Here is a 24203-nt window from a genome sequence, read left to right as displayed (position 1 = left end):
GCCCTGCGGGGAAGGGGAATCCCTGTTCGGTACGTTCACGAACGTGTCCGAGCGTGTCACACGAGGCAAACGGGATTCCAGGCCAACTCCCTATGTTCCACAGATTAGTTCGGCTGCACCGGAGGAGGGGAGAGGTAGGCCCGGTAGTCCGTGAGGAAGGGCAGCTCGGGCAGCCGGACCGCGCGCCAGTTCCGGGCGTACGAAGGGGGCTTCCGATCGCCCGGGACCAGGACGGCGACCGGCCGGTCGAGGGCGGCGGAAGCGAGGCCGGCGCGCGTGATGCTGCCGTCGTGGCCGGTGGGCTGGCGGGAGGCGCAGCCCGTGCGGAAGGCGACACGGACGGCCTCTTCACCGGTGAGCACACACGGCGGGCGAACCCCTTGGGCGTTCAGTTCCGCGGCGATACGGCCGAAGGCGATGTTGTTGGCGCGGGCGCGGTCGACGACCCCTTCGAGTAGCCGGTACTGGATGGCGAGGTGCGCGACGACGCCCACGGCGACGAGGCCGACGACGGCCGGCCGCCATTTTCCCCGCCGACGGCAGGCGCGGACCAGGAACAGCGCCACGGGCAGGGCGAGGAGCGCGTACGCGGGCAGCAGGAAGCGCGGCGCGGCATAGCCGACGGCGAACAGATACGGCGCGGCCATGCACGTGCCGACCGCCGTGGCCACGACGATCTGCGTGCGATGCGGCGTACGCCAGGCACACAGCACGCCGACCGCGACGAGCAGGGGCAGCGCGAAGAACCAGAGGGCGGACGCGGGGTGTTCCCAGGCCACGTCGCAGGGGCGGCACAGCGTGCGGCCCGCCAGGGCGCGTACGTGGTCGTCGACGGCGACGTTCCAGCCGAGGTCGCCCTGGATCTCGCTCGCCCGCCCCAGCCGCTGCCGCAGACCGCCGTACCGTGCGTACGCCTCGGCGATCCACACGGCGGAGCCGAGCACCGCGCCGGCGGCCGGCACGGCGAGCAGCGGCCAGTGACGCCGGCGGGCGCCCGGGCGTGCCCAGGTCAGCAGCGCCGTGGCGACGAGCGGCACGGCCAGCCACACGGCGTCGGTCGGGCGCATGAGGGCGACGAACGCGACCGAGGCTCCCAGGCCGGGCAACGCCCACCTGTCACGGGTGAAGCGGGGAATCCCGAGCGTGCCACCGGGAAATCCGAGCGTGCCACCGGGAATCCCGAGCGTGGCCCCGGGAATCCCGAGCGTGGCCCCGGGAGACCTCAGCGCGCGCAGAAAGCAGCCGACGGCGGCGAACGCCCCGTACGCCACCCACAGGTTCGGCATCACCTGCGGCCCGTAGAACATCGTGATCCACAGGCCGGCGAAGAGCGCACCGGCGACCGCGAGCACGGCGGGCGGCAGCAGCCGTCGCCAGGCGCACAGCGCGACGAACAGGCCGCAACCGGAGAGGAGGGCGAGGCAGACGCGGAGGATCTCGGTGGACGTGGTCAACGCGGTGACCGGCGCGACGAGGAGGGTGATGCCGCGGGCGCGGGGAGCGCTGAAGAACGCCGCGGGCGCCTGTTCGCTGACCTGGCTGACGTAGACCGTCTCGTCCCAGCCGAGCCCCACGCCAGGGGTCGTGAGCAGCAGCTGGGCGAAGCTGAAGGCGGCGGCGACCAGGGCGGGCCACAGCATCCGGCGCGCGCCTGACCGGTCCCGGTCGGCGCCGGGGAGCGGCAAGCGGTGCCGGCCTTCGCCCGTCTCCCAATTCTCCCAGGACGGTACGCCGCTCCGGGGGCCGGAGATCAACCCGGTTTCTCGCATGCATGGCCTCGCTCAAGAGTGCTCGCGCTTCAGCCCCCTCCTGATCGCCATGCTGTGCCGGGCCGTGCGGCGCCACCAGCGGACGGGCCACTCGGCCCAATGCGGACCGCGCGCCGCCGCCCCGCAGTGAGGTGACCCACGTCACGTTCGGCGCTCCCGGGCCTGTGCTACCTTGCGAACAGCACGTGTGTACGCCGCCTCTCTGCGGCGCCGGTGCTGATCTCTCCGGCGAGCTTCTCGCCGAGTTCTTCTCTTCCGCCTCCTCAGAGGCCGCTTTGCTTCCAGCCCGTCGTACGGGGCGTGATCATGCCGTCCCGCCGGGCTCCGTCATTCGCATGTCTGCGAAAGGAACCCATCATGACCACCGCAACGATCACTCACGAAAAGACATCCGCCCCGCCCCCGGTCAAGCCCGCCTCCGGCATCCTCGACATCACCCAGGGCGGCCACGGCCATCTCCGTACCGGCGACTGCCTCCCCGTGCCCAACGACGTACAGGTCCCCACCGCCCTCGTCCGCCGGCTCGGTCTGCGCAACGGCGACCTCGTCGAGGGGGAGTGCGCGCGTTCCCGCACCCTCACCGACGTCCACCGCGTCAACGGTCACTCCGCCGAGGCGCTCCGCGCGCGGGCCCGCTTCGGGGATCTCACCCCGCTGCACCCCCGCGAGCGCATCCGCCTCGAAACCGCGGGCGGCCCCGTCGCGACCCGGCTCGTGGATCTGGTCGCCCCCGTCGGCAAGGGTCAGCGCGGCCTCATCGTCGCGCCGCCCCGCACCGGCAAGACCGTGCTGCTCCAGCAGATCGCCGCGGCCGTCGCCGCGAACCACCCCGAGGCACACCTGATGGTCGTACTCCTCGACGAACGCCCCGAGGAGGTCACGGACATGAAGCGTTCCGTACGCGGTGAAGTGCTCGCCTCGACCTTCGACCGGCCCGCCAAGCAGCACATCGCCCTGGCCGAACTGGCCGTGGAGCGCGCCAAGCGGCTCGTGGAGGAGGGGCGTGACGTCGTCATGCTCTTCGACTCCCTCACCCGGCTGTGCAGGGCCTACAACAACGCGGCGTCCAGTGGCGGCCGTACGCTCTCGGGCGGTGTCGACGCCGCCTCGGTCCAGGGCCCCAAGCGCCTCTTCGGCGCCGCGCGGCTCGCGGAGGAGGGCGGCTCCCTGACCATGCTCGCGACCGTGCTCGTGGAGACCGGATCGCGCGCCGACGACTACTACTTCGAGGAACTCAAGAGCACCGGCAACATGGAGCTCCGCCTCGACCGCGCCGTCGCCGAGCGGCGCGTCTTCCCCGCCGTCGACGTCACCCCTTCCGGTACGCGCCGTGACGAACTCCTCGTTCCGGCCGACGAGTTGACCGCCGTACGCGGACTGCGGCGCGCCCTGCACGGCCGGGACGCGCACGGCGGCCTGGAGGCGCTGCTCGACCGCATGCGCAAGACACCGGACAACGCGGCCTTCCTGCGGCAGGTACGGCAGACGGTGCCCGGCGCCAACTCCGCGAAGGTCAACGGCAGTTGAGCCGAACCGGAGGCTTACGGCCGCGTGATGTGCACCCGGTAGCCGCCGTCGTCGTCGACGCCCGCCACCGTGACGCGCACCCCCGCCTTCTTGTCCACGAACGTCTGCCCCGGCCCGTACGGCGCGTCGGAGAGCTCCGCGTGGACGTTCGGCAGCCGCGTGCAACCGCCGCTGTCCCTGTCCGAGTCGGCGACGGTGACCGGGCCGTGGCCCGTGTCGATCTCCGCGTTCACCCGGTAGACCAGTACGCCCGGCTTGCAGACCGCCTCGTCGTTGCCGCCCTGGGTGCGTACCTCGACGGCGTACCCCGTCTTCTCGTCCATCGGTACGAAGGCGAGCTTTGTGCCGCCGCGCTCCGCGAGCGGGGTCAGCGTGTGCTCGGTGGTGCCGGAGTTGGACGCGCAGCTGATCTGGTCGTCGTCGAGCCAGCCCAGCTTCCACTTGTGCCAGGCGAGCAGATCGTTGTTGGCGCCCCAGTCCTCGCTCATGATGTCCCAGTGGCCGACCGCGCCGCCGCCCTCCTGGGTGTAGAGGTCGGGCAGGCCGAAGGTGTGGCCGTTCTCGTGCGGGAGTACGCGGTAGCCGGTCTCGCGGTAGCTGCCCGAGCCGTCGTCCTGGCGGCTGTAGACGAACGACGCGTTGGCGACCGGGACGCCGTCCGCGACGGGCGCCTCGGTGTTGCCCGCGAAGGTCACGGACAGGACCGTGTCGAGCGCGGAGGGGCCCGCGTTCGGCGTGATGAGGATGTTGACCAGGTCGTACTCGCGGAAGTCCACGTCCGGGTCGGCCGCCGCCACGATGTCCTGGACGAGTTCGCGGTACCCCGGATCGAACGGGGCGCCCCGCTCTATCCCGTACGCCTTGAAGGTCTTCGGCATCCGCAGCCAGTCGGGGACAGGGGACTCCGGGCGGTAGTCGAGCCGCCCGTAGGAGCTGGTGCGGAACCAGTCCGAGGTCTGCGGGAAGAACTCCGCGAGCCGCTCCATGGCGGTTCCCTCGCCGGGTGCGTCGGAGAAGTCGACCATGAGGTTCAGGGCCCGGACGGTGCCCGTGGAGCGGGAGTACCCGGCGGGCGTGGGCACGCCCTCCGACATCTGGACGCCCAGCGTGCCGTTGATCATGCACGGGCCGAGGGCGGTCGCGCGGGCCAGGGACACGGGGCCCGCCGCCGTGGGGGAGTCCTCCATCAGCCGGCCGGTGCTGGCCGACGTGGTGACCGTGAGGGCGAGAGCGGCGCAGGTGGCAAGTGCCGCGCCACGACGGGCTCCGCGTATCCGCCTCCAGGTCGGCTGCTGCATACGTCGCCCTCCCGTTGCGGCAGCCGTCGGTCCTGGCTGCACCCTGTTCGCTCACCCTGTGCCGGGGTCCGCGCGGGCGCTCGCTGGGTGCGACCGATCGTGGGTTTCTTGCTCGCGGAGGTGTGAGCCGGGAGGCATGGAGGTGTGAGCCGGGAGGCGTCGAGGTGTGAGCCGGGAGGCATGGAGGTGTGAGCCGGGAGGCGTCGAGGTGTGAGCCGGGAGCCGCGGAGGTGTGAGCCGGGAGGCGTAGATGTGTGACGCGGGTCACAGAAAACAAACCGGGTGCCCGGAAATATCCGGGGACTGCTTCCCCGTTTAGACCTGTGTCCGAGCGAAACGGGGACTGATTCCCCGCATCGCACCGCAAGGGTCAACCACAGCTTCGAGGAGTGCCGTCGTGGACACCGCCACCGCCCCCCAGCGCAAGGCCACCCGCCCGCGGGCCGACGCCCTGCGCAACCGGGAGCGGATCGTCGTCGCCGCACGCGAGATGTTCGTCGAGTTCGGCGCCGATGTGCCGCTCGACGAGGTCGCGCGCCGGGCCGGCGTCGGCAACGCCACGGTCTACCGGCACTTCGCGGACCGCGCCGAACTGGTCCACCAGGTCGTGCTGCTGGTGACGGACCGCGTCGCCGAGCACGCCGAGCGCGCCCGCGTCAGGTCGGACGCCGACGAGGGCGCCGCCTTCGACGCGCTCCGCGAGTTCGTGCACGCCGCCGCCGACGAGCGGATCGGCGCCCTGTGCCCGATGCTCCAGGAGGCGTTCGACCCCGAGCACCCTGATCTGATCGACGCCCGCGACCGGCTCGAGGCCGCGATCGACGGGCTGATGGAGCGGGCGCGCACCGCCGGGCAGCTGCGCACCGACATCGCCGTCGGAGACCTGATGGTCGCCCTCTCCCAGCTCACCAGGCCGCTGCCCGGCACCGCGTGCCCGAACATGGACCGCTTCGTCCACCGCCATCTGCAGCTGTTCATGGACGGCCTGATGGCACCGGCACGCTCCGAGCTTCCGGGGGAGGCGGCGACCTTGGAGGACCTGCGCCAGTCGTGAGTCCCGCCTGACCTCCGACCGTTCACTCCTGTACGTCACGCCTGTCTTCTCACGTCCGTTTTTTCACTTCCGTACCGCTAGGTGGCTACCCCCATGTCAGAAACAGACCCGAGGCGCTGGAAAGCGCTGATATTCATCGCGCTCGCGCAGCTGATGGTCGTGCTCGACGCGACGATCGTGAACATCGCGCTGCCCTCCGCCCAGCAGGACCTGGGCATCTCGGACGGCAACCGTCAGTGGGTCATCACGGCCTACGCCCTGGCCTTCGGTGGTCTGCTGCTCTTCGGTGGCCGCATCGCCGACCTCTGGGGCCGCAAGCGCACCTTCGTGACCGGCCTGATCGGCTTCGCCGCGGCCTCCGCGCTCGGCGGTGCCGCGACCGGCGAGGCCATGATGCTGGGCGCCCGCGCCCTGCAGGGTGTGTTCGGCGCGCTGCTCGCGCCCGCCGCCCTCTCGCTGCTCGCGGTGATGTTCACCGACGCCAAGGAGCGCGCCAAGGCCTTCGGCATCTACGGCGCGATCGCCGGTGGCGGTGGCGCCGTCGGCCTGATCCTCGGCGGTTTCCTCACCGAGTACCTGAACTGGCGCTGGACCTTCTTCGTGAACATCCCGTTCGCGGTGGTCGCCGCGCTCGGCGCGTACTTCGTCATCCGTGAGCCGGCCGGCGGCCGCAACCGCTCGCCGCTCGACATCCCGGGCGTGGTCCTGTCCACCCTCGGTCTGGTCGCGCTCGTCTACGGCTTCACCCGTGCCGAGTCGGCCGGCTGGTCGGACTCCCTGACCATCGGCATGTTCGTCGCGTCGGCCGTACTGCTCGCCGCGTTCGTCCTCACCGAGGCCAAGGTCAAGTCGCCGCTGCTCCCGCTGCGCGTCCTGACCGAGCGCAACCGCGGCGGCGTCTACCTGTCGCTCGGCCTCGCGGTCATCGCGATGTTCGGCCTGTTCCTGTTCCTCACGTACTACCTGCAGATCGTCAAGGGCTTCTCGCCGGTGAAGACCGGCTTCGCGTTCCTGCCGATGATCGTCGGCATGATCACGGGCTCCACGCAGATCGGCGCCCGGCTGATGACCCGCGTCGCACCGCGGCTCCTGATGGGTCCGGGCTTCCTGCTCGCGGCCGTCGGCATGCTGCTCCTGACGCAGCTGGAGATCGGTTCCTCGTACGCCGGTCTGATCATGCCCGCGCAGCTGATGCTGGGCCTCGGCATGGGTACGGCGTTCATGCCGGCCATGTCCCTGGCCACGCACGGTGTGGAGGCGCGTGACGCCGGTGTCGCCTCCGCGATGGTCAACACCTCGCAGCAGGTGGGCGGCGCCATCGGCACGGCCCTCCTGAACACCATCGCCGCTTCGGCGACGACCGCGTACATCGCGGACCACGCGGCGCTGGGCGCGAGCAACCCGAAGCTCCTCCAGGCGCAGGCCATGGTCGAGGGCTACACCAGCGCCATCTGGTGGGCGGTCGGCATCCTGGTGGTCTCCGCCGCGATCGCCTTCACGTTCATCAACACCGGTGCCCAGGGCGGCGCGTCCGCCTCCGCCGGTTCGGCGGACGGCGCCGAGGACGAGGTGAAGGTCCCGGTGCTGGCGCACTGATCCCGGCAGCGGGACCTACGGGGCCCTAGCGGAGCCAGGGGAGGTCCGCCCCGGCCTCCTTGGGCTGAAGTCCCTCGGCGACGATCATCATGATCTCGCCGAGGGACTTCTGCTGTTCCGGGCTGAGCCGGTCGAAGAGCGCCTGGCGTACGGCGGTGACATGGCCCGGCGCGGTCCGGCGCAGCACCTCGTAGCCGTCCTCGGTGAGGATCGCGAACTGCCCGCGCTTGTCCGAGGGACAGTCCTCGCGGCGCACCCAGCCGTTCTTCTCCAGGCGGGCGACGGCGTGCGAGAGCCGGGACCGGGTGATCTTGGAGTTCTTCGCCAGCTCGGTCATCCGCAGCCGGCGGCGCGGGGCGACGGAGAGCTGGACGAGCAGTCCGTAGTAGATGTGCGGCATGCCCGCGTCGCGCTGCAACTGGCGGTCGAGGTGATCCTCCAGGAGCGTGGTGGCGTGCAGGTACGCGAGCCAGGTGCGCTGTTCCTCGTCGTCGAGCCAGCGCGGCTCCTCGTCGGCGCGGGCGTCGGCGGCGGCGTCGGGAGGAGAAGTGGGTGCCGTGTCCATGTACTCCACTGTACGCAACCCTTCCTTGAAAGTTAAACAATGCGGGAGTAGGGTCATCATCGAACAGGAAGCTTGAGAGTTAAAGTAAAACTGCCGAGCGCGTTTGGTATTTCCGGAGGTGTCGTCATGACCGAAACCCAGGAGCGCATGCCCGCCCTGTACCTCAGCCACGGCGCGCCGCCGCTCGCCGACGACGCCCTCTGGCCGGACGAGCTCCGGGCCTGGTCGGCGGGGTTGCCGCGTCCCAAGGCCATCCTGATGGTCTCCGCCCACTGGGAGGAGGCCCCGCTCGCCCTCGGCGCCACGGAGACGGCCCCGCTCGTCTACGACTTCTGGGGCTTCCCCGAGCACTACTACCAGGTGACGTACGCCGCTCCCGGCGCCCCGCAACTCGCCGACTCCGTACGTAAGTTGCTGCGCGGGGCGGGTACGCCGGTGCAGGACATCCCGGATCGCGGGCTCGACCACGGAGCGTACGTCCCGCTCGTCGAGATGTACCCCGACGCGGACATCCCCGTCCTGCAGATCTCCATGCCGACGCTCGATCCGCAGCGCCTGATGGACATCGGCCGCAAGCTGGCCCCGCTGCGGGACGAGGGCGTCCTCATCGTCGGCAGCGGCTTCTTCACGCACAACCTGGCGGCGCTGCGCCAGGGCGGCATTCCGTCGTGGTCGGTCGAGTTCGACGCGTGGGGGCGCGAGGCGCTGGACGCGGGGGATGTGGACGGGCTGCTCGATTTCGCGCACAAGTCCCCGGCGGGGGAGCTGGCGCATCCGCGCACGGAGCATTTCGCGCCGCTGTTCGTGACGTTGGGGGCGGCGGAGGCGTCGGGTGACCTCGGCGATCAGAGGAGCGTGATCGACGGGTTCTGGATGGGGTTGGCGAAGAGGTCGGTGCAGTTCGGCTAAGCGAGCGGCTCGCTTAGCTCCATCGCCCGCAACGCCGCCGTCAGGGCGGCCTCGTCACCGACGTCCAGTGCCGTGTCCGTGAACTTGATGACGTGCTCGTCGCCATGGGCCAGGGCCCGCTCGAAGACCTCCTCGGGGGCGAAGGTGCCGGGCGCGGTGTATCCGACCGGGGCGTCCGGGGCGTACATCGACGTCACGGCGGCCGACGCCGTCCAGGCCGCGTGCAGGCTCGGCGCCCACAGGGTGCGGGGGAGTGCGGGCAGGGCGCGCAGTACGGCGTTCGGCGCCGTCGCCGCGTGCACCAGCATCGTCTCCTCGCCGTGGCCGTGCGTGGCGTACCGGTGGGTCGCCGCCCGCACCAGCTCGGTCAGCCTGCGGTGCGCCTCGTCGGGGGTGGTGACGTCCGCCGCCCAGGCGGGGAGGCCCTCGACCCGGCCGAGGCGCGCGGGGAAGCCGCCCTCCGCCCGGTCGCGGATCGGCTCGACCGCGTCCAGGGCGGCCGCCGCGCTGTCGGCACCGGGGAGTGTTGTCACGCCGGTCACGGGGTGGTGGCGGGCGGCCCAGTAGCCGAGGCCGTGGGCGAGTTCGGCGACGCGGGGTGCGGTCGCTTCGCCCGCGTCGGTGGCCATGAGGGCGCGGACCGCGTGGCCCACCCGGATCACCGGGTGCGTGGAGCCGCCGTACATGCCGGGCAGCAGGCGGGGCCACCACTCGGCGAGGACGTCGCGCCAGGGCCGGTCGGACGTCTGGTGCGTGAAGTACGCGATCCAGTCCGCGGCCCGGCGTGGATCGCCCAGCGCCGCCTGCCAGTTGGCGCCGGTGACCGGCTCCACCCTGCTCGGGAACCCCTCCAGCTTGGGCGCGTACAGCTCCAGCCAGCGGTGCACCGCGCCGGACTGTCCGTGGGCGGCCAGGGCCTCGACGGCCATCGGGGCGTGGTTGGTGAGGCGGCCGAGGCGTTCGGGGCCGGAGGCGTGCAGGCGCTGGAGGGCTTCGTCGAGGGTGCCGTCGAGGGTGCCGTCGAGAGGGCCTGAGGTGTCCATGGCCCGCACGCTAAGTGGAGCGCGGGCCGGGCGTAACGGGCTTGCGGACTAGGGCTGAGGGCCGACTTAGGCCTGCGGTCCGAGGGGGCGTTCGTACCAGGCGACGTCCCAGTAGCGGCCGAACTTGCGGCCCACTTCCTTGTACGTGCCGACGTGCCGGAAGCCGAAGCGTTCATGGAGGCGGTGCGAGGCGTGGTTGGGCTGGGCGATGCCGGCGTAGGCGCGGTGCAGGTCTCCGTGGGCGGCGGCCTCGTCGTCCAGGGCCTCGAAGAGGGACTTGTAGAGCAGGGTGCCGATGCCGCGGCCGGCGGCGTCCGGGGCGCAGTAGACGCTGACTTCCACTGAAGTGGCGTACGCGGGCTTGGGGCGGAACGGGCTGCTGGTGGCGTAGCCGAGGATGCGGCCCGGGTTCTGCTCTGCCGGGTCCGGTTCGGCTGCCGGGCCCGGTTCGGCTGCCGACTTTCGCTCCTGGGCAACCATCAGGCGGTGGGGGCCGTCTTCAGGGTGGGAGAGCAGCCAAGGGCGGCGCTCTTCTGGCAGGAAGACGGCCGTGTCGAATGTGATCGCCGTCTCACGTACGTAGTGGTTGTAGATGTCGGTCAGCGCCGCGAGGTCACCCTCGGTGCCCGGCCTGACCTGCACCTCTGTGCGTTCCGACGGCATCCCGCCTCCCCTTGTGGCGGCACAGGGTACTGCACCGTCGGGAAAATAGATGCGCGGCTTGGGAATTCTGTCCGGATTCCAGTCGTTGTTTCCATCGGAAGCAGGCATCCGGAAGGGTGTGGTTTCCACCACAGAGGCCGTGAAAAGGCCGACCAGGACCTCCACACGCAAGGGAGCACGCATGGCAACCCGTGCCGTCGCCCGTCGTAAGTCCGCCTCCTCCGGCGAGACCGACGCGGCACGCAGTGTTCGCGCCGTAGGCGGGGAGATCGCCGACCGCGACCTGGTCGGCATGTACCTCGACGAGATCGCGCGTACGCCGCTGCTCGACGCCGCCAAGGAAGTCGAGCTGTCCCAGATCATCGAGGCGGGGGTGTACGCGCGGAAGATACTGGACGGAGAGGTCGAGGACTCGGAGGCGGGTGCGGCCGCGTCCCGCGAGGAGCTGGAGGCGTTGGTCGCCGACGGCGAGCGCGCGAAGGATGTCTTCATTCGCTCGAACCTCCGTCTTGTCGTGGCCGTGGCCCGGCGCTATCCGAGGAGCGGTCTCCCTCTCCTCGACCTGATCCAGGAGGGGAACGCGGGCCTGGTCCGCGCGGTGGAGAAGTTCGACTACGCCAAGGGCTTCAAGTTCTCCACGTACGCGACGTGGTGGATCCGCCAGGCCATCACGCGCTCCATAGCCGACCAGTCGCGCACCATCCGCCTCCCCGTCCACCTGGTGGAGGAGCTGGGCCGGATCCGCCGCGTGCAGCGTGAGTTCAACCGGAAGAACGGGCGGGACCCGGAGCCCGAGGAGGTCGCAGCCGAGCTCGACTCCACCCCGGAGCGGGTCGTGGACGTCCTGGACTGGGCCCGTGACCCGGTCTCGCTGAACATGGGCGTGGACGACGACGGCGACACCCAGTTCGGTGACCTGCTCGAGGACACCTCGGCGATCTCCCCCGAGCAGTCCGTCCTGACGCTGCTGCGCAGCGAGGAGCTGGACGGACTGATCGGCCGCCTCGACCAGCGCACGGCCTCCATCATCAAGATGCGGTACGGCATCGAGGACGGCCGTGAGCGGACGCTGACGGAGGTGGGCAAGCAGCACGGCCTGACCCGGGAGCGGATCCGCCAGATCGAGAAGCACGCGCTGCTGGAACTGAAGAAGCTGGCCAGGGACACGGGCTTCGACGCGGCGGCCTAGGCGGCCGGCCTTGAGCCGCCCCCTCTAGCTGAGCCCCGGTGCCATCCCCCCGGCACCGGGACTCACTTCCTCTCCCGCCGGCCCACCCGATTGCCCGGCAGCCGCTAGCGCGACACCAGGAAGTGGACCTCTCGGGGCCTGACCTCCAGGTCGCTCTGGCCGTCAGGCGTCGCGTCCATCTCGCGGGCGAGGTCGGCCGTGGCCCGGAAGGCCTCCTCGGACTCGAACGCGCCGGTGGTGACGACCGCCTCGCCGTCCGGGGTGACCCAGACCCCGACCGACTCGAAGCCCGGCTGCCGCCGCATCGCGTCGGCGACCTTGTGGCAGTCGGCGACGAACGCGTCGACGTGTTCGGGAGCCGGGTAGTGGAAGGCGACGAAACCGAATGACATGACGTGCCCCTCTCGTCGGGTTATACGATCCCGTACAAGGTGAGGCTAGACCTGTTGTACGGCCTCGTACAACAGGTCTTCGACGGTGAGGTGAGCCACAGATGGGCGCGTTGCGCACGCCGCGGGAGCAGTGGATCGAGGAGGGGCTGCGGGCGCTGGCCGCAGGCGGTGTGGACGCGGTGCGGATCGAGGCGCTCGCCAAGGCGCTCGGGGTGACCAAGGGTGGCTTCTACGGCTACTTCGCCGACCGTGACGCACTGCTGACCGAGATGCTGGAGACCTGGGAGCGCGAGAGCGTCGACGACGTCATCGACCGGGTCGAGCGGGAGGGCGGCGACGCACGGGACAAGGTCCGCCTGGCCGGACAGCTCACCTTCTCCAGCGACCGGCTGCTCCGCATCGACCTGGCCATCCGCGAATGGGCCCGCCGCGACCCCGCCGTCGCCGCCCGCCTGCGCCGCGTGGACAACGAACGCATCCAGTTGGCGCGCGATTCGATCAGCACCTTCTGCGCCGACCCCGAAGAGGTGGAGGCCCGCGCCCTGCTCGCCTTCTGCACGGCCATCGGCAGCCACTTCCTCGCCGCCGACCACCCGGCAGGCACCCGCGCCCAGGTCATCGCCCGCGCCGCCGACATCATCCTCGACCTCCCGCACGGCAACTCCGGCGGATGAATTCCGGTGGATGAACTCCGGCGGATGAACTCCGGTGGATGAACTCCGGTGGATGAGAGACCCCAGGGCGGATCACGTGCCGGAGGCCCGAGTCAGGCGTGCGCCCAGGTCGCGCAGGTACTGCACCAGTTCCGGCGGTTCATGTGCCGTGAAGTCGCAGTCGGCCAACGCCAGGCGGACCGCCAGCCATTCGATGGAGTCCGGCACCGTCGACCGCAGGCGGCAGGACGTGTCGGAGATCCGTTCCGGCGTTCCGAGCGCCGCGGGGAGCCGTGCCGCGATGTACTCCGCCGGAGCCGCGAACGTCACGTCGATGGCGTACGACTGCTGACCGCGCCACATGGACTGGCGGATGTACTCCGCGGCGTTCCCGGTGGGCAGCTCCCGCGGCGCGAACCGCGCTCCCGTCGCGAACGGCGACGACACCCGGTCCACGCGGAACGTCCGCCAGTCCTCGCGGTCGATGTCGTACGCGACCAGGTACCAGCGACGGCCCGTCGACACCAGCCGATAGGGCTCGGTCAGGCGGCGCGACTCGGTGCCGTCCCCCGCGCGGTACGCGAAACGGAGACGCTCCTGGCCCGCCGCCGCGGACGCCATCACCGTCAGCGTCTCGGGGGCGATGCTCGCGCCGTCCCCGCTGGTGAGGGGGGTCGTCGCGATCTGGAGGGTCGAGACCCGGTGGCGCAGACGGGAGGGGAGGACCTGCTCCAGCTTCGCCAGCGCGCGCACGGAGGCCTCCTCGATGCCCTCCACCGCATGGCCCGCCCCCGCCCGCAGCCCCACCGCGATCGCCACCGCCTCCTCGTCGTCCAGGACCAGCGGCGGCATCGCCTTGCCCGCGACCAGGCGGTAGCCGCCGGCCGCGCCCTGGCTCGCCTGCACCGGATAGCCGAGGTCCCGCAGTCGGTCGATGTCGCGCCGTACGGTGCGGCGGCTGACGCCGAGCCGCTCGGACAGTTCACCGCCCGGCCACTCCCGCGGCGTCTGCAGGAGCGACAGCAGTTGGAGGAGCCTCGCGGGGGTGTCGGTGGCCGTGGTCGTGGAGGAGCGCGGTGGGGACGTACCGGGATTCGAGGTCATGTTCTTCAGGATGCCGTTTAACTAGGACGCAACCTGGCCTATATGGCCCCTAGGTTTCTCGCATGACTTACAGCAGCCCCGCTCAAGCCCAGGCCGGCCCCGGCGACCGCCGTCGCTGGTTCGCGCTCGCCATCGTGATGACCGCGGCCTTCATGGACCTCGTCGACGTCACCATCGTCAACATCGCGATCCCCTCCATAAAGCGGGACGCCGGTGCCACGTTCAGCCAGATCCAGTGGATCACCGCGGGTTACGCACTGGCCTTCGCGGCCGGTCTGATCACCGGCGGGCGGCTCGGCGACATCCACGGGCGCAAGCGGATGTTCCTGATCGGCATCGGCGGCTTCACGCTCGCCTCCGCGCTCTGCGGATTCGCCGCGAATCCGGAGATGCTGGTCGCGTCCCGGATCCTGCAGGGCGGCATGGCCGCGATGATGGTGCCGCAGGTGCTGTCGATCGTGCACGCCACGTTCCCCGCGCACGAGCGCGGCAAGGTCTTCGGACTCTTCGGGATGATCGTGGGGCTCGGCGCCGTCTCCGGTCCGCTGCTCGGCGCCCTGCTCACCGAGTGGAACCTCTTCGGGCTCGAGTGGCGGCCGATCTTCCTCATCAACCTGCCCGTCGGCATCGCGGGGCTGATCCTCGGCCGGAAGTTCATCACCGAGTCCAAGGCGCCGAAGGCGCTCAAGCTCGACATGGTCGGCGTCGTCCTCGTCACGCTCGGCATGCTGGCCGTGATCTACCCGCTGACCCGCGGCGGAGAGCTGGACTGGCCGCTGTGGGGGTACGCCATGATGGCGGGCGGCGTCCTGGTCTTCGGCGCGCTCGTCGCGTACGAGAAGAAGAAGGCGGCGAAGGACGGTTCGCCGCTGGTGGAGCTGTCGCTGTTCAAGGTGAAGAGCTTCGCGGCGGGTATCGCGGTGCAGACCGTCTTCGGCGTGACGATGGGCATCTTCTTCCTGGTGTGGACGCTCTACATGCAGGAGGGGCTCGGCTGGTCCGCGCTGCGGGCGGGCACCACCGGCATCCCGTTCTCGATCGCCGTCTCGGTGGCCGCCGGTATCTCCGTGCAGAAGCTCGTCCCCCGGTTCGGCCGCAAGGTGCTCCAGGCGGGCGCGATCACCATGGCCGCCGGCGTGCTGATCTACATCTGGGAGGCGAACCGGTACGGCGCGGACATCGCGTCCTGGCAGATGGCGCTGCCGCTGGTCGTCATGGGCGTCGGCATGGGGCTCATCGTCGCGCCGCTCACCGACGCCGTGCTCTCCGAAGTGCCGCGCGAGCACTCGGGGTCGGCCTCCGGGCTCATCAACACCGTGCAGCAGATGGGCACCGCGCTCGGTCTCGGGCTTGTGTCGGTGGTGTTCTTCGGCGTGATCGACGAGAAGGTCACGGCCGGCCAGGTGCCCGCCGAGTTCGTCGACGCCTTCCAGAACTCGCTGTGGTGGGTCGTCGGTGTCCTCGCCGTCATCTTCCTGCTGATGTTCGCCCTGCCGGGCAGGCCCCGGCAGCACGTCGAAGGTGCTGATGTCGTCGAGGACGGTGAACTCGACGGTGAACTGCCCGAGCGGGAGCCCGCGTTGACTTCCTGACGTGCGGTAAGGGGCGGGGCGCGGCCCAGGTGGAGACTAGAGCTCCGCCTGGGTCGCCGTCGTGTCCAGGGACTCCAGTACGGCGCTGGGGTCGCCGCCCTTCATCACGGCGCCGCCGATCTCCTTGCGGATGGCCGCCCGGACCGTCGGCCACGAGCGCATGTTGACCGGCTGGAACTGCGCCTGCGGCATCTGGTCGATGAACTTCCACAGCGGGCGCTGCGCCGCGTCCGCCCGCAGCGCCGTCGCCGCCGAACTGGTCACCGGCAGCGCCGCCTGGCCGCCGCCGTACGCCGTCGCCGACTTGCGGCCGTAGATGTAGCTGAGGAACTCGCCGCACGCGGCGCCGTTGCCGTTCTGCCGGAACGCCAGCAGCCAGTCGCTCAGGCCCACGGGCGCCGCGGCCCCGCCACGCCGCGTCGGGAACGCGGCGTGCGCGTACGGGAACTTGTACTTGTCGGCGGCGCCCATGAGCACCGGGTGGGCGATCAGCATGCCGATGTCGCCCTTCATGAACTGGGCGTACGCGGCCGTCCTGTTGAGCCCCGCCGGGTTCTTGCCCGCAAGACCCTGGCCCACCAGCTCGTCCCGCAGCCAGGTCAGCGTCTGGATGTTGGCCGCGGTGTCGAAGTCGTAGCTCGTCAGGCCCGCGTAGCCGCCGTCGTCGGCGAGCAGCCACGACAGCAGCTCGTCCTCGGCGGCCTCGGGGCCCAGCTGCAGGCCGTACGGGGTCTTCACGCCGATCGACTTCAGCGTCTGCGCCACCGTCAGCAACTCGTCCCAGGACGTGGGCGCTTCGAGCCGCGCCTGCTTGAACAGGGCCTTGTTGTAGAAGAGGCGGGGCGTGCTGGCCAGGAACGGGATGCCGTACTGGATGTGCTTGACCGAGCCGGCCTCCGCGTACGAGCGGGTGAAGTCGGCCTCGGTGCGGATCTCGAAGAGGTCGGGCGCGCTGTAGAGCTTGCCGTCCTCGGCGTAGGGGGCGAAGACGTTGGACTGCGCGATGTCGGGCGCGTCGCCGTCCTTCACGCGCCGGGCCAGCGTCCGGTCCAGCTTGTTGAAGGGGACCCGCTCCAGGTCGATCTTGATGGCGGGATGGGCCTTCTCGAAGGCCGCGATCAGGCCGCCCCACTGGTCGCCGATGGAGGAGCCCACGCTCTCGTCGTAGCTGGCCACGAGGAGTTTGAGGGTGGTCGTGTCGCCGTCCGACGAACAGGCGCTGAGCCCGAGCGCCGAGGCGCCGGTGAGACCGGCCGTGTGGAGAAGGAACTGCCGACGACGCACCGCTCTTTGCCACCTTCTGATCGCACCGCACCTACGCGATGGCAGATTCTGTCACACGGGCAGTTTGTGTCTTCGGGCGGCTGTGGGGAGTGCGGGCTGTCGCTGGCATAGCCTGCCTCGCATGTCCGTACGTACGGCCGGTTCCGCCGGTTCTGCTGCTTCTGTCGGGTCCGCCGGTTCGGCTGCCGGTTCACCCGGTTCGCTCACCGAGCGGCGCAAGGCCGAGACGCGGCTCGACATCGCCCGTACCGCCGCCGCGCTCTTCGTCGAGAACGGGCTGCGCGCCACCCGCGCCGAGGACATCGCCCGTGCCGCGGGCGTCGCCCCGCGCACCTTCTACCGCTACTTCGCGACCAAGGAGGAGTCCGTCGCCCCCCTCTTCGCCGCCGGAGCCCAGCAGTGGGCCGAGGCCGTGCGGGAGGCGCCGGGGCCGCTTCCGGTGTCGGACGCGCTGCGGCACGCGGCGGCTCGGGCGCTGGCCGCCGAGGACGCCGCGGCCGTGGAGTCCCTGGAGTGGGTGCGCTCGCTGCTGCGGATGGCCGCGGAGAGTCCGGCGCTGCGAGCGGTGTGGGCGGACGCCTGTCACGCCTCGGAGCAGACGCTGCTCGCGGTGCTGGCCGAACGGGAATCCCGCCCCTCCGAGGGTGCGCCCTCGCTGGAGCTGCGGCTCGCGGCGGCGCTGGCCAGCTCGGCGGTGCGGGTGGCGGTGGAGACCTGGGCCGCCGGGGACGAGGCGGCCGGCGGCGCGTCGGGTCCGGCCGCGCTCGCCGAGCGGTGCATCGCGGCGCTCGGTGAATTCCGGAGGCCGTAGGGCCAGGGCTGGGGGACCAAAGTCCGTTTGTGTCTGCCTCACGCCCGAACCTGTTTACTTTTCGGAAATCCGGCCGTAGCCTCCAAGAGAACCCACAAGCTCGGGCATCAAGCGGAGGCGAACGGACATGTACGCACCGGAGCGGCAGCAGGAGATCCTGCGGCTCGCGCGTGACGGCGGACGCGTGGACGTGCTGTCCCTCGCCGAGGAGTTCCAGGTCACCGCCGAGACCATCCGGCGCGACCTGAAGGCCCTCGACCGCGCCGGTCTCGTACGCCGTGTCCATGGCGGTGCCATTCCCGCCGGGCGCCTCGACTTCGAGCCGGACCTCGCCGAGCGCGAGGGCACGTCCGCCGACGAGAAGGACCGCATCGCGAAGGCCGCCCTCGCCGAACTGCCGGCGGAGGGCAGCGTCATCCTCGACGCCGGTTCGACGGTCGCGCGGCTCGCCGCCTCGCTCCCGCTGGAGTCGACGTTCACCGTCGTCACGCACGGCCTGCCCACCGCCGCCCGCCTCGCCGACCACCCCGGCATCCAGCTGCACCTCATCGGCGGCCGGGTACGCAGTCGTACGCGCGCGGCGGTCGACGCCTGGGCGCTGCGGGCGTACGGAGAGATCCGCGCCGACGTCCTCTTCCTCGCCACCAACGGCTTCTCGGCGGAGGCCGGTCTGACCACCCCCGACCTCGCCGAGGCCGCCGTCAAGCGGGCGGCGATCGGCGCGGCACGCCGGGTGGTGCTGCTCGCCGACTCCACCAAGCACGGCCAGGAGCATTTCGCCCGCTTCGGCGACCTGGACGACGTGGACCTCCTGATCACCGACAGCGGCCTCAGCCCGGAGGACGCCGCCGCGATCGAGGGCGGCGGCACGGAGGTGATCCGGGCATGAGCGGCGGCGCCATCGACTCGGGCAGCACCTCGGGCAGCACCTCGGGCAGCACTGAGAACAGCAACGGAACGGTACGTACGCGCATGATCCTCACCGTCACCCCCAACCCCTCCCTCGACCGCACCTACGAAGTCCCTTCGCTGGACCGGGGCGAGGTCGTGCGGGCCACCGGAGAGCGGATGGATCCGGGCGGCAAGGGAGTCAACGTGTCGCGGGCGGTCGCGGCGGCGGGCGCGGACACCGTCGCCGTGCTGCCGCTCGGCGGGGCGCCCGGCGCGCTGGTCGCCCAGCTCCTCGACGAGCAGGGGATCAGGGTCGCGCCGGTCCCGGTCGCGGGCCAGACCCGCTCCAACATCGCGGTCGCCGAACCGGACGGCACCCTCACGAAGATCAACGCCCCCGGTCCCGAACTGACCGTCGCGGAGGCCGAGTCGCTGCTGTCCATCGTCCGCGAACGGTCCTCCGGCGCCGACTGGATCGCCTGCTGCGGCAGCCTGCCGCGCGGTCTCGCGCCTTCTTGGTACGCCGATCTCGTGGCCCGCGCGCACGCGGCCGGGGCCCGTATCGCCCTGGACACCTCGGGCCCGGCGCTGCTCGCCGCGCTCGCCGAGCGGCCGGACGTCGTCAAGCCGAACGCCGAGGAGCTCGCGGAGGCGGTCGGCCGCCCGCTGGCCACCGTCGGCGACGCGGTGAAGGCCGCCGAGGAACTGCGCGAGCGCGGCGCCCGCGCGGTGCTCGCCAGCCTCGGCGCGGACGGCCAGCTCCTGGTCGACGACTCGGGCCGCTATTTCGGCAGCGCCGAGGTCGACGTCGTACGCAGCAATGTCGGCGCCGGTGACTCCTCGCTCGCCGGTTTCCTGATCGCCGGCGGCAGCGGAGCCGACGCCCTCGCCTCGGCCGTGGCGCACGGCGCGGCGGCGGTCCAGCTGCCGGGCAGCGCGATGCCGATGCCCGCGGACCTCGCGCCGGACGCCGTCACGGTGACGGCCGATGTCCCCCTGGACCGCGCCCTGACGGAACCGGCGTCATGACTCCCCGTCCCCACCAGCCAAGTCCCCCGCGAAGGAGCCCGCGATGAGCGAGATGATCACCGCGGAACTGGTCGACCTCGAACTCGACCGGTCCGCCGGAACCAAGGAAGAGGCGGCCCGCGCCCTCGCCGAACGCATGGTGTCCCTGGGCCGGGTGACCGACCTGGACGGGTTCCTCGCCGACGTCGCGGCCCGCGAGGCACAGATGCCGACCGGCCTCGACGGCGGTATCGGTATCCCGCACTGCCGCAGCCCGCATGTCACGGAGCCGACCCTGGCGTTCGGCCGCTCGGCGAACGGCATCGACTTCGGCGCCCCGGACGGCCCAGCGGACCTCATCTTCCTGATCGCGGCCCCGGCGGGTGCCGATGACGCCCACCTCACCATTCTGTCGTCGCTGGCACGGCAGTTGATGGACGAGGGATTCACGGGTGCGCTGCGGGGGGCGGCGGACGCGGAGACGGCAGCGGCTCTGATTACAGGGGATGAGGCCGCCGCCGCTGTGGGCAGCAGTTCCGCTGGGGCGGAACGGGTGGGCACAGCCCCCGATGCCGGGCCGCCGTCCCAAGAGGCGTCCACGGAAGAGGTGCCCGCGTTCAGAATCGTCGCCGTCACGTCCTGCCCGACGGGCATCGCGCATACGTACATGGCCGCCGAGTCCCTGGAGAACGCGGCCCGCGAGGCAGAGGTGGAACTCACGGTCGAGACCCAGGGGTCAGCGGGGTTCACCCGCCTCGACCCGGCGGTCATAGCCTCCGCGGACGCGGTCATCTTCGCCCACGACGTCCCCGTACGCGAGAAGAACCGCTTCGCCGGGAAGCCGACCGTCGACGTCGCCGTCAAGGCCGGCATCAACCGCCCCGCGGAACTCATCGCGGAGGTCCAGGAGAAGGCGGCCCGCGGCGAGATCACCGCGCCGGGGACGGGGCCGAGCCCCGTGGACAACGCGGGGGACAGCGGCGACGGCTACGGAACCAGGCTCCGCAAGTGGCTGATGTCCGGCGTCAGTTACATGGTCCCCTTCGTCGCCGCGGGCGGCCTCCTCATCGCGCTCGGCTTCGCCATCGGCGGCTGGAAGATCGACAAGGCGCCGTCCGTCGCCGAGCACTTCGTGTGGACGGACACCACCAGCTGGGCCGCACTGCTCTTCCAGATCGGCGGGCTCGCCTTCGCCTTCCTGGTACCGGTCCTGGCCGGCTACATCGCATACGGAATGGCCGACCGGCCGGGCCTGGTCCCCGGCTTCGTCGGCGGTTCCGTCGCCGTCACCATCAACGCGGGCTTCCTCGGCGGCCTCGCGGCGGGCCTGATCGCGGGCGGCGTGGTCCTCGGCATCCAGCGGGTCAGGATCCCGACGGTGCTTCGCGGGATCATGCCCGTCGTCGTGATCCCGCTGATCTCCTCCGCGGTGGTCGGCTTCCTGATGTTCCTCGTCATCGGAAAGCCCATCGCCTCGCTGCAGAGCGCGCTGACGGACTGGCTGGAGGGCCTCTCCGGTGCCAACGCCATCATTCTCGGCGTCATCCTCGGCCTGATGATGTGCTTCGACCTCGGAGGTCCGCTGAACAAGGTCGCGTACGCCTTCGCCGTCGGCGGCCTCGCCAACCCGACCGAGGGCAGCCTGAAGGTGATGGCCGCGGTGATGGCCGCCGGTATGGTCCCGCCGCTCGCCATGGCCCTGGCCACCACCGTCCGCGGGAAGCTCTTCACCAAGACGGAGCGCGAGAACGGCAAGGCCGCCTGGTTCCTCGGCGCCTCCTTCATCACCGAGGGCGCGATCCCGTTCGCCGCGGCCGACCCGCTGCGGGTGATCCCCGCGTCGATGGCGGGCGGCGCGGTCACCGGCGCCCTGTCGATGGCCTTCGACTGCACGCTGCGGGCCCCGCACGGCGGCATCTTCGTGGTGCCGCTGATCGGGCAGCCGCTGCTCTACCTGGTCGCGATCGCCGCCGGTGTCGGCGTCTCGACCGTGGTGGTCGTCCTGCTCAAGGGCGCCCGGAAGACGGCGCCTTCGGAGGGTGCGGAGACGGCGAAGGAGAGCGGGGGCGTGGCGGAGGAGCGGGTACCGGCCGCCGCCTGATCCGGGATTTGATCCCAAGAGATCCGAATGCGGGGGGTTGTGCGACATGCGTCACTTCAGGACGTAAGTCCCACGGCCCCCCTGTCGGAAGTCCCGGATCGTGTTGTCTACTGTGCGGCATGCTCCAGAATGTCTCGATCCTCCAGCAGATAGGCGTGGCCGTACTCGCTGTGGCGACCGTCGTCTGGGCCGTGGGCCTGGTGCTGGTGCTGCGGCGCGATCGGTTCGACGTGGACGCCTGGCGGCAGTCTCAGCCGCAGGGACTGCGCGCGCTTCCCGCGCTCCCCGCACTTCCCGTGCAGGCCGGACCGCCGCGCGCGGAGACGGTCGAACTCACGCCGGACGAGCGGGCCGCCTTCGCCGGTCTGGTACGGCAGTTCGGCGACAGCCGGTCCTAGCCGGAAGCCCCGGCCAGGAGCGCTGGAGAGTGCTCAGGAGCGCTGCTGCGGAAGGCTCCGCGCCCGCAGCTCCATCGCGGCCCGTGCCGCGCCCTCGCTGACGTACACCTCGCACATGTGCCGCTTGTCCGGTGTGACCGTGTGTTCGACCTCCCACAGGCTCAGCTCGCTGCCGTCGAAGAGCAGGAACGCGTGCTCGTAGAGGGAGAAGCAGAAGCGGGCCTCGCCCGTCAGACAGGGGCGGCCGAAGGCCTGCGTGATCTGGTGGGCGAACGCCGAGCGCAGCCGCCGCTCGATCTCCTCGCCCGGCCGCCCTGCCTCCGGCGGGTTCTCCGCGCGGCGCAGCAGCCGGCGGCCGTGGTCCGCGGAGTCGTCGGGAACGTACGTATGCCGAGGTTCTTCGGCGATCGACAGGCGCAGCACGACGGGCTGTTCGCAGGGGGCGGGGCCGGTCTCCGGGAGCAGCGGCAGGCGCGAGGTGGCGACGCCGGCCTCCTCCTCGTCCGCGTACAGCTCGAACTGGGGGCTGCTGTCGGGGCCCGTGTTGTGGACGAGCTCCCAGAGGGTGAGCGCCTCCGCGTCGGCGAGCAGCCACGTGTGCCGGTACGTCTCGCGGTGCAGGTCCGCGCTGTGGTGCGCGGAGTGCAGCGAACTGTCGTACGCGATCGCCGAGTCCAGGCGCCGTATCGTCTCGTCCGGCAGGTCGAAGGAGTTCAGGGCGCGGCCGAGGAGTCGCTCGAGGTGCTCCTGCGGAGAGTGCGGAGTCTGCTGCTCGGGCGACTCGGGTGGCTCGTACGCTGTCTCGTACTCGTACGGAACGCTCAAGGTTTCTCCCGGCGTTGCTGCATGTCACCTTGTGAGTGCATACCGTAGCCCCTTGCTCGGACATCATGTCCGGGAACGGGAAAACGTACGAGCCGCACGGCAAGTTCCCGTGCGGCTCGTGGTGTTGTGAGTGCTTCTGGCCGGCTTTGGCTAGCCCGCGCTGCCCGCCGTCCACTCGCTCCAGGACATGTTCCAGCCGTTCAGGCCGTTGTCCGGGGCGATCGTCTTGTCGGGGGAGCCCTTGACCGTCACGACGTCCCCGATCAGGGAGTTGTCGTAGAACCACGCGCCCGGCGTGCTGGAGTCGCCCGCGCCCTGCGCGTCCTGGAGGCCGACGCAGCCGTGGCTGGTGTTGGAGCTGCCGAAGATCGAGGGCGAGCCCCAGTAGTTGCCGTGGATGAAGGTGCCGGAGGACGACAGGCGCATCGCGTGCGGGACGTCCTTGATGTCGTACTCACCGCCGAAGCCGACCGTGTCGCCGTTCATCCGGGTCTGGGTGAACTTCTCGGAGATCACCATCTGCCCGTTGTACGTGGGGTTCGACGGGCTGCCCGCGGAGATCGGGATGGTCTTGACGACCTTGCCGTCCCGCTCGACCGTCATCTTCTTCGCCTGCACGTCGACCGTGGAGACCTGCGCGCGGCCGACGGTGAAGCTGACCGTCTTGTTCTGTACGCCGGTGGCGCCCTCCGCGCCCTTCACGCCCTCCAGGTCGATCTTCATCGTGACCTTGGAGCCGGCCTTCCAGTACTCCTCGGGCCGGAAGTCCAGGCGCTGGTCGCCGAACCAGTGGCCGACGACCTTCTGGCCGCTGTCCGAGGTGACCTTGATGTGCGCCTGGACGTCCTTCTTCTCCGTGATGGCCTTGTCGAAGGTGAAGGAGACCGGCATGCCCACGCCGACCTTGGTGCCGCCGTCCGGGGCGTAGCTGCCGATGAAGCTGTTGGCCTTCGAGACGGTCGTGAAGATCGAGTTCTCGGTGGCTTCCTTGCCCTTGGCGTCCTCGGCGTTGGCCGTGATGCGGTACTTCATGCCGCGCTCCAGCTGGGCCTTGGGCTTCCAGCTGGAGCCGTCGGCGGAGAGCGTGCCGTCGACCGCGGCGCCGGTGGAGACCAGCGTCATCTTCACGTCGGTGAGCTTGCCGCCCTCGGCCTTGACGCCCGTGGCGTTGATGGAGGCCCCCGTGGAGCCGTCCTTCGCCGAGATGGTGATGGCGAGGCCCTTGGAGTCCTTGCCCTTGCCGTTCTTGCCGTCGTCGTCCGCGTCCGCGTCGCCGCCGCAGGCCGTGAGGGTCAGCGCACCCGCGGCGGCGAGTGCGGCGGCTGCCAGCAGGGTGCGTCGCCGAGGCCGGGCTGTGTACGACGTTGTCACGGGCTGCTCCATCTATGTGCCAAGTGCGCGTTCTGGTCCAGTACGGGTAAAGAGCGCGCGGCAGGCGGAAAGGTTCCTTCCGGATGGTGTGAGCGGAGGCACAGCTGAGCGGCCCGTCGTGGAGGTCAACGGGCTGTGGTTTAGGGCTATTTGGTGCTGG

General features: G+C 70.8%; 22 protein-coding genes. 12 read left to right on the top strand and 10 right to left on the bottom strand.

The genetic code is table 11. The features are described 5' to 3' along the window. Positions 1 to 104: 104 nt before the first annotated feature. On the bottom strand, positions 105 to 1640 hold the full coding sequence (locus tag ACIBKX_RS36615; protein ID WP_363269984.1) for a hypothetical protein: 1536 nt from the start codon (positions 1638 to 1640) through the stop codon (positions 105 to 107). A gap of 435 nt (positions 1641 to 2075) precedes the next feature. Here ACIBKX_RS36615 and rho point away from each other — a divergent pair, with 435 nt between their 5' ends. Next, on the top strand, positions 2076 to 3296 hold the full coding sequence (gene rho, locus ACIBKX_RS36610) for a transcription termination factor Rho (protein WP_399377025.1): 1221 nt from the start codon (positions 2076 to 2078) through the stop codon (positions 3294 to 3296). 14 nt (positions 3297 to 3310) lie between these two features. On the opposite strand, the gene ACIBKX_RS36605 is transcribed toward rho, so the two are convergent. Next, positions 3311 to 4594, bottom strand: coding sequence for a M6 family metalloprotease domain-containing protein (locus ACIBKX_RS36605; RefSeq protein WP_363269986.1), 1284 nt, complete (start codon positions 4592 to 4594; stop codon positions 3311 to 3313). A gap of 397 nt (positions 4595 to 4991) precedes the next feature. On the opposite strand from ACIBKX_RS36605, the gene ACIBKX_RS36600 reads away from it, so the two are divergent. Then, on the top strand, positions 4992 to 5648 hold the full coding sequence (locus ACIBKX_RS36600; RefSeq protein ID WP_363269987.1) for a helix-turn-helix domain-containing protein: 657 nt from the start codon (positions 4992 to 4994) through the stop codon (positions 5646 to 5648). Between the two features lie 93 nt (positions 5649 to 5741). Further along, a complete protein-coding gene (locus ACIBKX_RS36595) occupies positions 5742 to 7244 on the top strand; it encodes an MFS transporter (protein ID WP_363269988.1) in 1503 nt (500 codons plus the stop codon). 25 nt (positions 7245 to 7269) lie between these two features. Here ACIBKX_RS36595 and ACIBKX_RS36590 read toward each other — a convergent pair whose 3' ends face one another. Then, positions 7270 to 7809, bottom strand: coding sequence for a MarR family transcriptional regulator (locus tag ACIBKX_RS36590; RefSeq protein WP_363269989.1), 540 nt, complete (start codon positions 7807 to 7809; stop codon positions 7270 to 7272). A 126-nt stretch (positions 7810 to 7935) separates the two neighbouring features. Here ACIBKX_RS36590 and ACIBKX_RS36585 point away from each other — a divergent pair, with 126 nt between their 5' ends. Continuing rightward, positions 7936 to 8718, top strand: a complete 783-nt coding sequence (locus ACIBKX_RS36585; RefSeq protein ID WP_363269990.1) for a class III extradiol ring-cleavage dioxygenase — start codon at positions 7936 to 7938, stop codon at positions 8716 to 8718. Here the strand turns inward: ACIBKX_RS36585 and ACIBKX_RS36580 are convergent. Together ACIBKX_RS36580 and ACIBKX_RS36575 are read right to left on the bottom strand one after the other, a co-directional pair. Continuing rightward, positions 8715 to 9761, bottom strand: a complete 1047-nt coding sequence (locus ACIBKX_RS36580) for a questin oxidase family protein (protein WP_363269991.1) — start codon at positions 9759 to 9761, stop codon at positions 8715 to 8717. The genes ACIBKX_RS36585 and ACIBKX_RS36580 overlap by 4 nt on opposite strands. A 66-nt stretch (positions 9762 to 9827) precedes the next feature. Then, positions 9828 to 10424 (bottom strand): N-acetyltransferase family protein, encoded by a 597-nt coding sequence (locus ACIBKX_RS36575; RefSeq protein ID WP_363269992.1) that lies wholly within the window; start codon positions 10422 to 10424, stop codon positions 9828 to 9830. Between the two features lie 181 nt (positions 10425 to 10605). Between ACIBKX_RS36575 and ACIBKX_RS36570 the strand changes: the two genes are divergently transcribed. Beyond that, positions 10606 to 11613, top strand: coding sequence for a sigma-70 family RNA polymerase sigma factor (locus ACIBKX_RS36570; protein ID WP_363269993.1), 1008 nt, complete (start codon positions 10606 to 10608; stop codon positions 11611 to 11613). 104 nt (positions 11614 to 11717) lie between these two features. Here the strand turns inward: ACIBKX_RS36570 and ACIBKX_RS36565 are convergent, their stop codons facing one another. Next, positions 11718 to 12005, bottom strand: a complete 288-nt coding sequence (locus tag ACIBKX_RS36565; RefSeq protein WP_363269994.1) for an antibiotic biosynthesis monooxygenase — start codon at positions 12003 to 12005, stop codon at positions 11718 to 11720. A 101-nt stretch (positions 12006 to 12106) separates the two neighbouring features. Between ACIBKX_RS36565 and ACIBKX_RS36560 the strand changes: the two genes are divergently transcribed. Continuing rightward, on the top strand, positions 12107 to 12679 hold the full coding sequence (locus ACIBKX_RS36560; RefSeq protein WP_363269995.1) for a TetR/AcrR family transcriptional regulator: 573 nt from the start codon (positions 12107 to 12109) through the stop codon (positions 12677 to 12679). Between the two features lie 72 nt (positions 12680 to 12751). On the opposite strand, the gene ACIBKX_RS36555 is transcribed toward ACIBKX_RS36560, so the two are convergent. Then, on the bottom strand, positions 12752 to 13762 hold the full coding sequence (locus ACIBKX_RS36555; RefSeq protein ID WP_363269996.1) for a YafY family protein: 1011 nt from the start codon (positions 13760 to 13762) through the stop codon (positions 12752 to 12754). Positions 13763 to 13824: 62 nt separating this feature from the next. Between ACIBKX_RS36555 and ACIBKX_RS36550 the strand changes: the two genes are divergently transcribed. Then, on the top strand, positions 13825 to 15354 hold the full coding sequence (locus ACIBKX_RS36550; protein WP_363269997.1) for an MFS transporter: 1530 nt from the start codon (positions 13825 to 13827) through the stop codon (positions 15352 to 15354). Between the two features lie 36 nt (positions 15355 to 15390). Here ACIBKX_RS36550 and ACIBKX_RS36545 read toward each other — a convergent pair whose 3' ends face one another. Then, positions 15391 to 16638, bottom strand: a complete 1248-nt coding sequence (locus ACIBKX_RS36545; protein ID WP_363269998.1) for an extracellular solute-binding protein — start codon at positions 16636 to 16638, stop codon at positions 15391 to 15393. Between the two features lie 121 nt (positions 16639 to 16759). On the opposite strand from ACIBKX_RS36545, the gene ACIBKX_RS36540 reads away from it, so the two are divergent. From ACIBKX_RS36540 to ACIBKX_RS36520, 5 genes are all read left to right on the top strand, one after another. Beyond that, on the top strand, positions 16760 to 17449 hold the full coding sequence (locus ACIBKX_RS36540; RefSeq protein WP_363269999.1) for a TetR family transcriptional regulator: 690 nt from the start codon (positions 16760 to 16762) through the stop codon (positions 17447 to 17449). Between the two features lie 127 nt (positions 17450 to 17576). After that, a complete protein-coding gene (locus tag ACIBKX_RS36535; protein WP_363270000.1) occupies positions 17577 to 18338 on the top strand; it encodes a DeoR/GlpR family DNA-binding transcription regulator in 762 nt (253 codons plus the stop codon). A gap of 83 nt (positions 18339 to 18421) precedes the next feature. Further along, positions 18422 to 19369 (top strand): 1-phosphofructokinase, encoded by a 948-nt coding sequence (pfkB, locus tag ACIBKX_RS36530; RefSeq protein ID WP_363270138.1) that lies wholly within the window; start codon positions 18422 to 18424, stop codon positions 19367 to 19369. Positions 19370 to 19412: 43 nt separating this feature from the next. After that, positions 19413 to 21449: a fructose-specific PTS transporter subunit EIIC gene (locus ACIBKX_RS36525; protein ID WP_363270001.1), complete on the top strand. Its 2037-nt coding sequence runs from the start codon at positions 19413 to 19415 to the stop codon at positions 21447 to 21449. Between the two features lie 119 nt (positions 21450 to 21568). Then, a complete protein-coding gene (locus ACIBKX_RS36520; RefSeq protein WP_363270002.1) occupies positions 21569 to 21847 on the top strand; it encodes a hypothetical protein in 279 nt (92 codons plus the stop codon). Between the two features lie 33 nt (positions 21848 to 21880). On the opposite strand, the gene ACIBKX_RS36515 is transcribed toward ACIBKX_RS36520, so the two are convergent. Continuing rightward, positions 21881 to 22672 carry a DUF6227 family protein gene (locus tag ACIBKX_RS36515; RefSeq protein ID WP_363270003.1) on the bottom strand — a complete coding sequence of 264 codons (792 nt, stop codon included), beginning with the start codon at positions 22670 to 22672 and terminating at the stop codon, positions 21881 to 21883. A gap of 150 nt (positions 22673 to 22822) precedes the next feature. Next, positions 22823 to 24055, bottom strand: coding sequence for an Ig-like domain-containing protein (locus tag ACIBKX_RS36510; RefSeq protein WP_363270004.1), 1233 nt, complete (start codon positions 24053 to 24055; stop codon positions 22823 to 22825). Between the last annotated feature and the right edge of the window lie 148 nt (positions 24056 to 24203).

It is taken from the genome of Streptomyces sp. NPDC050658, assembly GCF_044457025.1.
Lineage (GTDB): Bacteria > Actinomycetota > Actinomycetes > Streptomycetales > Streptomycetaceae > Streptomyces.
Note: the sequence above shows the minus strand (reverse complement) of the source record. Positions and strands in the feature narration are given on the sequence as shown.

What these genes read in the sequence shown, in the direction of transcription:
- ACIBKX_RS36615 (WP_363269984.1), bottom strand. Translation starts at nt 1,640, where the DNA reads ATGCTGTGGCCCGCCCTGGTCGCCGCCGCCTTCAGCTTCGCCCAGCTG.
- rho (WP_399377025.1), top strand. Translation starts at nt 2,076, where the DNA reads ATGCCGTCCCGCCGGGCTCCGTCATTCGCATGTCTGCGAAAGGAACCC.
- ACIBKX_RS36605 (WP_363269986.1), bottom strand. Translation starts at nt 4,594, where the DNA reads ATGCAGCAGCCGACCTGGAGGCGGATACGCGGAGCCCGTCGTGGCGCG.
- ACIBKX_RS36595 (WP_363269988.1), top strand. Translation starts at nt 5,742, where the DNA reads ATGTCAGAAACAGACCCGAGGCGCTGGAAAGCGCTGATATTCATCGCG.
- ACIBKX_RS36590 (WP_363269989.1), bottom strand. Translation starts at nt 7,809, where the DNA reads ATGGACACGGCACCCACTTCTCCTCCCGACGCCGCCGCCGACGCCCGC.
- ACIBKX_RS36585 (WP_363269990.1), top strand. Translation starts at nt 7,936, where the DNA reads ATGACCGAAACCCAGGAGCGCATGCCCGCCCTGTACCTCAGCCACGGC.
- ACIBKX_RS36580 (WP_363269991.1), bottom strand. Translation starts at nt 9,761, where the DNA reads ATGGACACCTCAGGCCCTCTCGACGGCACCCTCGACGGCACCCTCGAC.
- ACIBKX_RS36575 (WP_363269992.1), bottom strand. Translation starts at nt 10,424, where the DNA reads ATGCCGTCGGAACGCACAGAGGTGCAGGTCAGGCCGGGCACCGAGGGT.
- ACIBKX_RS36570 (WP_363269993.1), top strand. Translation starts at nt 10,606, where the DNA reads ATGGCAACCCGTGCCGTCGCCCGTCGTAAGTCCGCCTCCTCCGGCGAG.
- ACIBKX_RS36565 (WP_363269994.1), bottom strand. Translation starts at nt 12,005, where the DNA reads ATGTCATTCGGTTTCGTCGCCTTCCACTACCCGGCTCCCGAACACGTC.
- ACIBKX_RS36560 (WP_363269995.1), top strand. Translation starts at nt 12,107, where the DNA reads ATGGGCGCGTTGCGCACGCCGCGGGAGCAGTGGATCGAGGAGGGGCTG.
- ACIBKX_RS36555 (WP_363269996.1), bottom strand. Translation starts at nt 13,762, where the DNA reads ATGACCTCGAATCCCGGTACGTCCCCACCGCGCTCCTCCACGACCACG.
- ACIBKX_RS36550 (WP_363269997.1), top strand. Translation starts at nt 13,825, where the DNA reads ATGACTTACAGCAGCCCCGCTCAAGCCCAGGCCGGCCCCGGCGACCGC.
- ACIBKX_RS36540 (WP_363269999.1), top strand. Translation starts at nt 16,760, where the DNA reads ATGTCCGTACGTACGGCCGGTTCCGCCGGTTCTGCTGCTTCTGTCGGG.
- ACIBKX_RS36535 (WP_363270000.1), top strand. Translation starts at nt 17,577, where the DNA reads ATGTACGCACCGGAGCGGCAGCAGGAGATCCTGCGGCTCGCGCGTGAC.
- pfkB (WP_363270138.1), top strand. Translation starts at nt 18,422, where the DNA reads ATGATCCTCACCGTCACCCCCAACCCCTCCCTCGACCGCACCTACGAA.
- ACIBKX_RS36525 (WP_363270001.1), top strand. Translation starts at nt 19,413, where the DNA reads ATGAGCGAGATGATCACCGCGGAACTGGTCGACCTCGAACTCGACCGG.
- ACIBKX_RS36520 (WP_363270002.1), top strand. Translation starts at nt 21,569, where the DNA reads ATGCTCCAGAATGTCTCGATCCTCCAGCAGATAGGCGTGGCCGTACTC.
- ACIBKX_RS36510 (WP_363270004.1), bottom strand. Translation starts at nt 24,055, where the DNA reads ATGGAGCAGCCCGTGACAACGTCGTACACAGCCCGGCCTCGGCGACGC.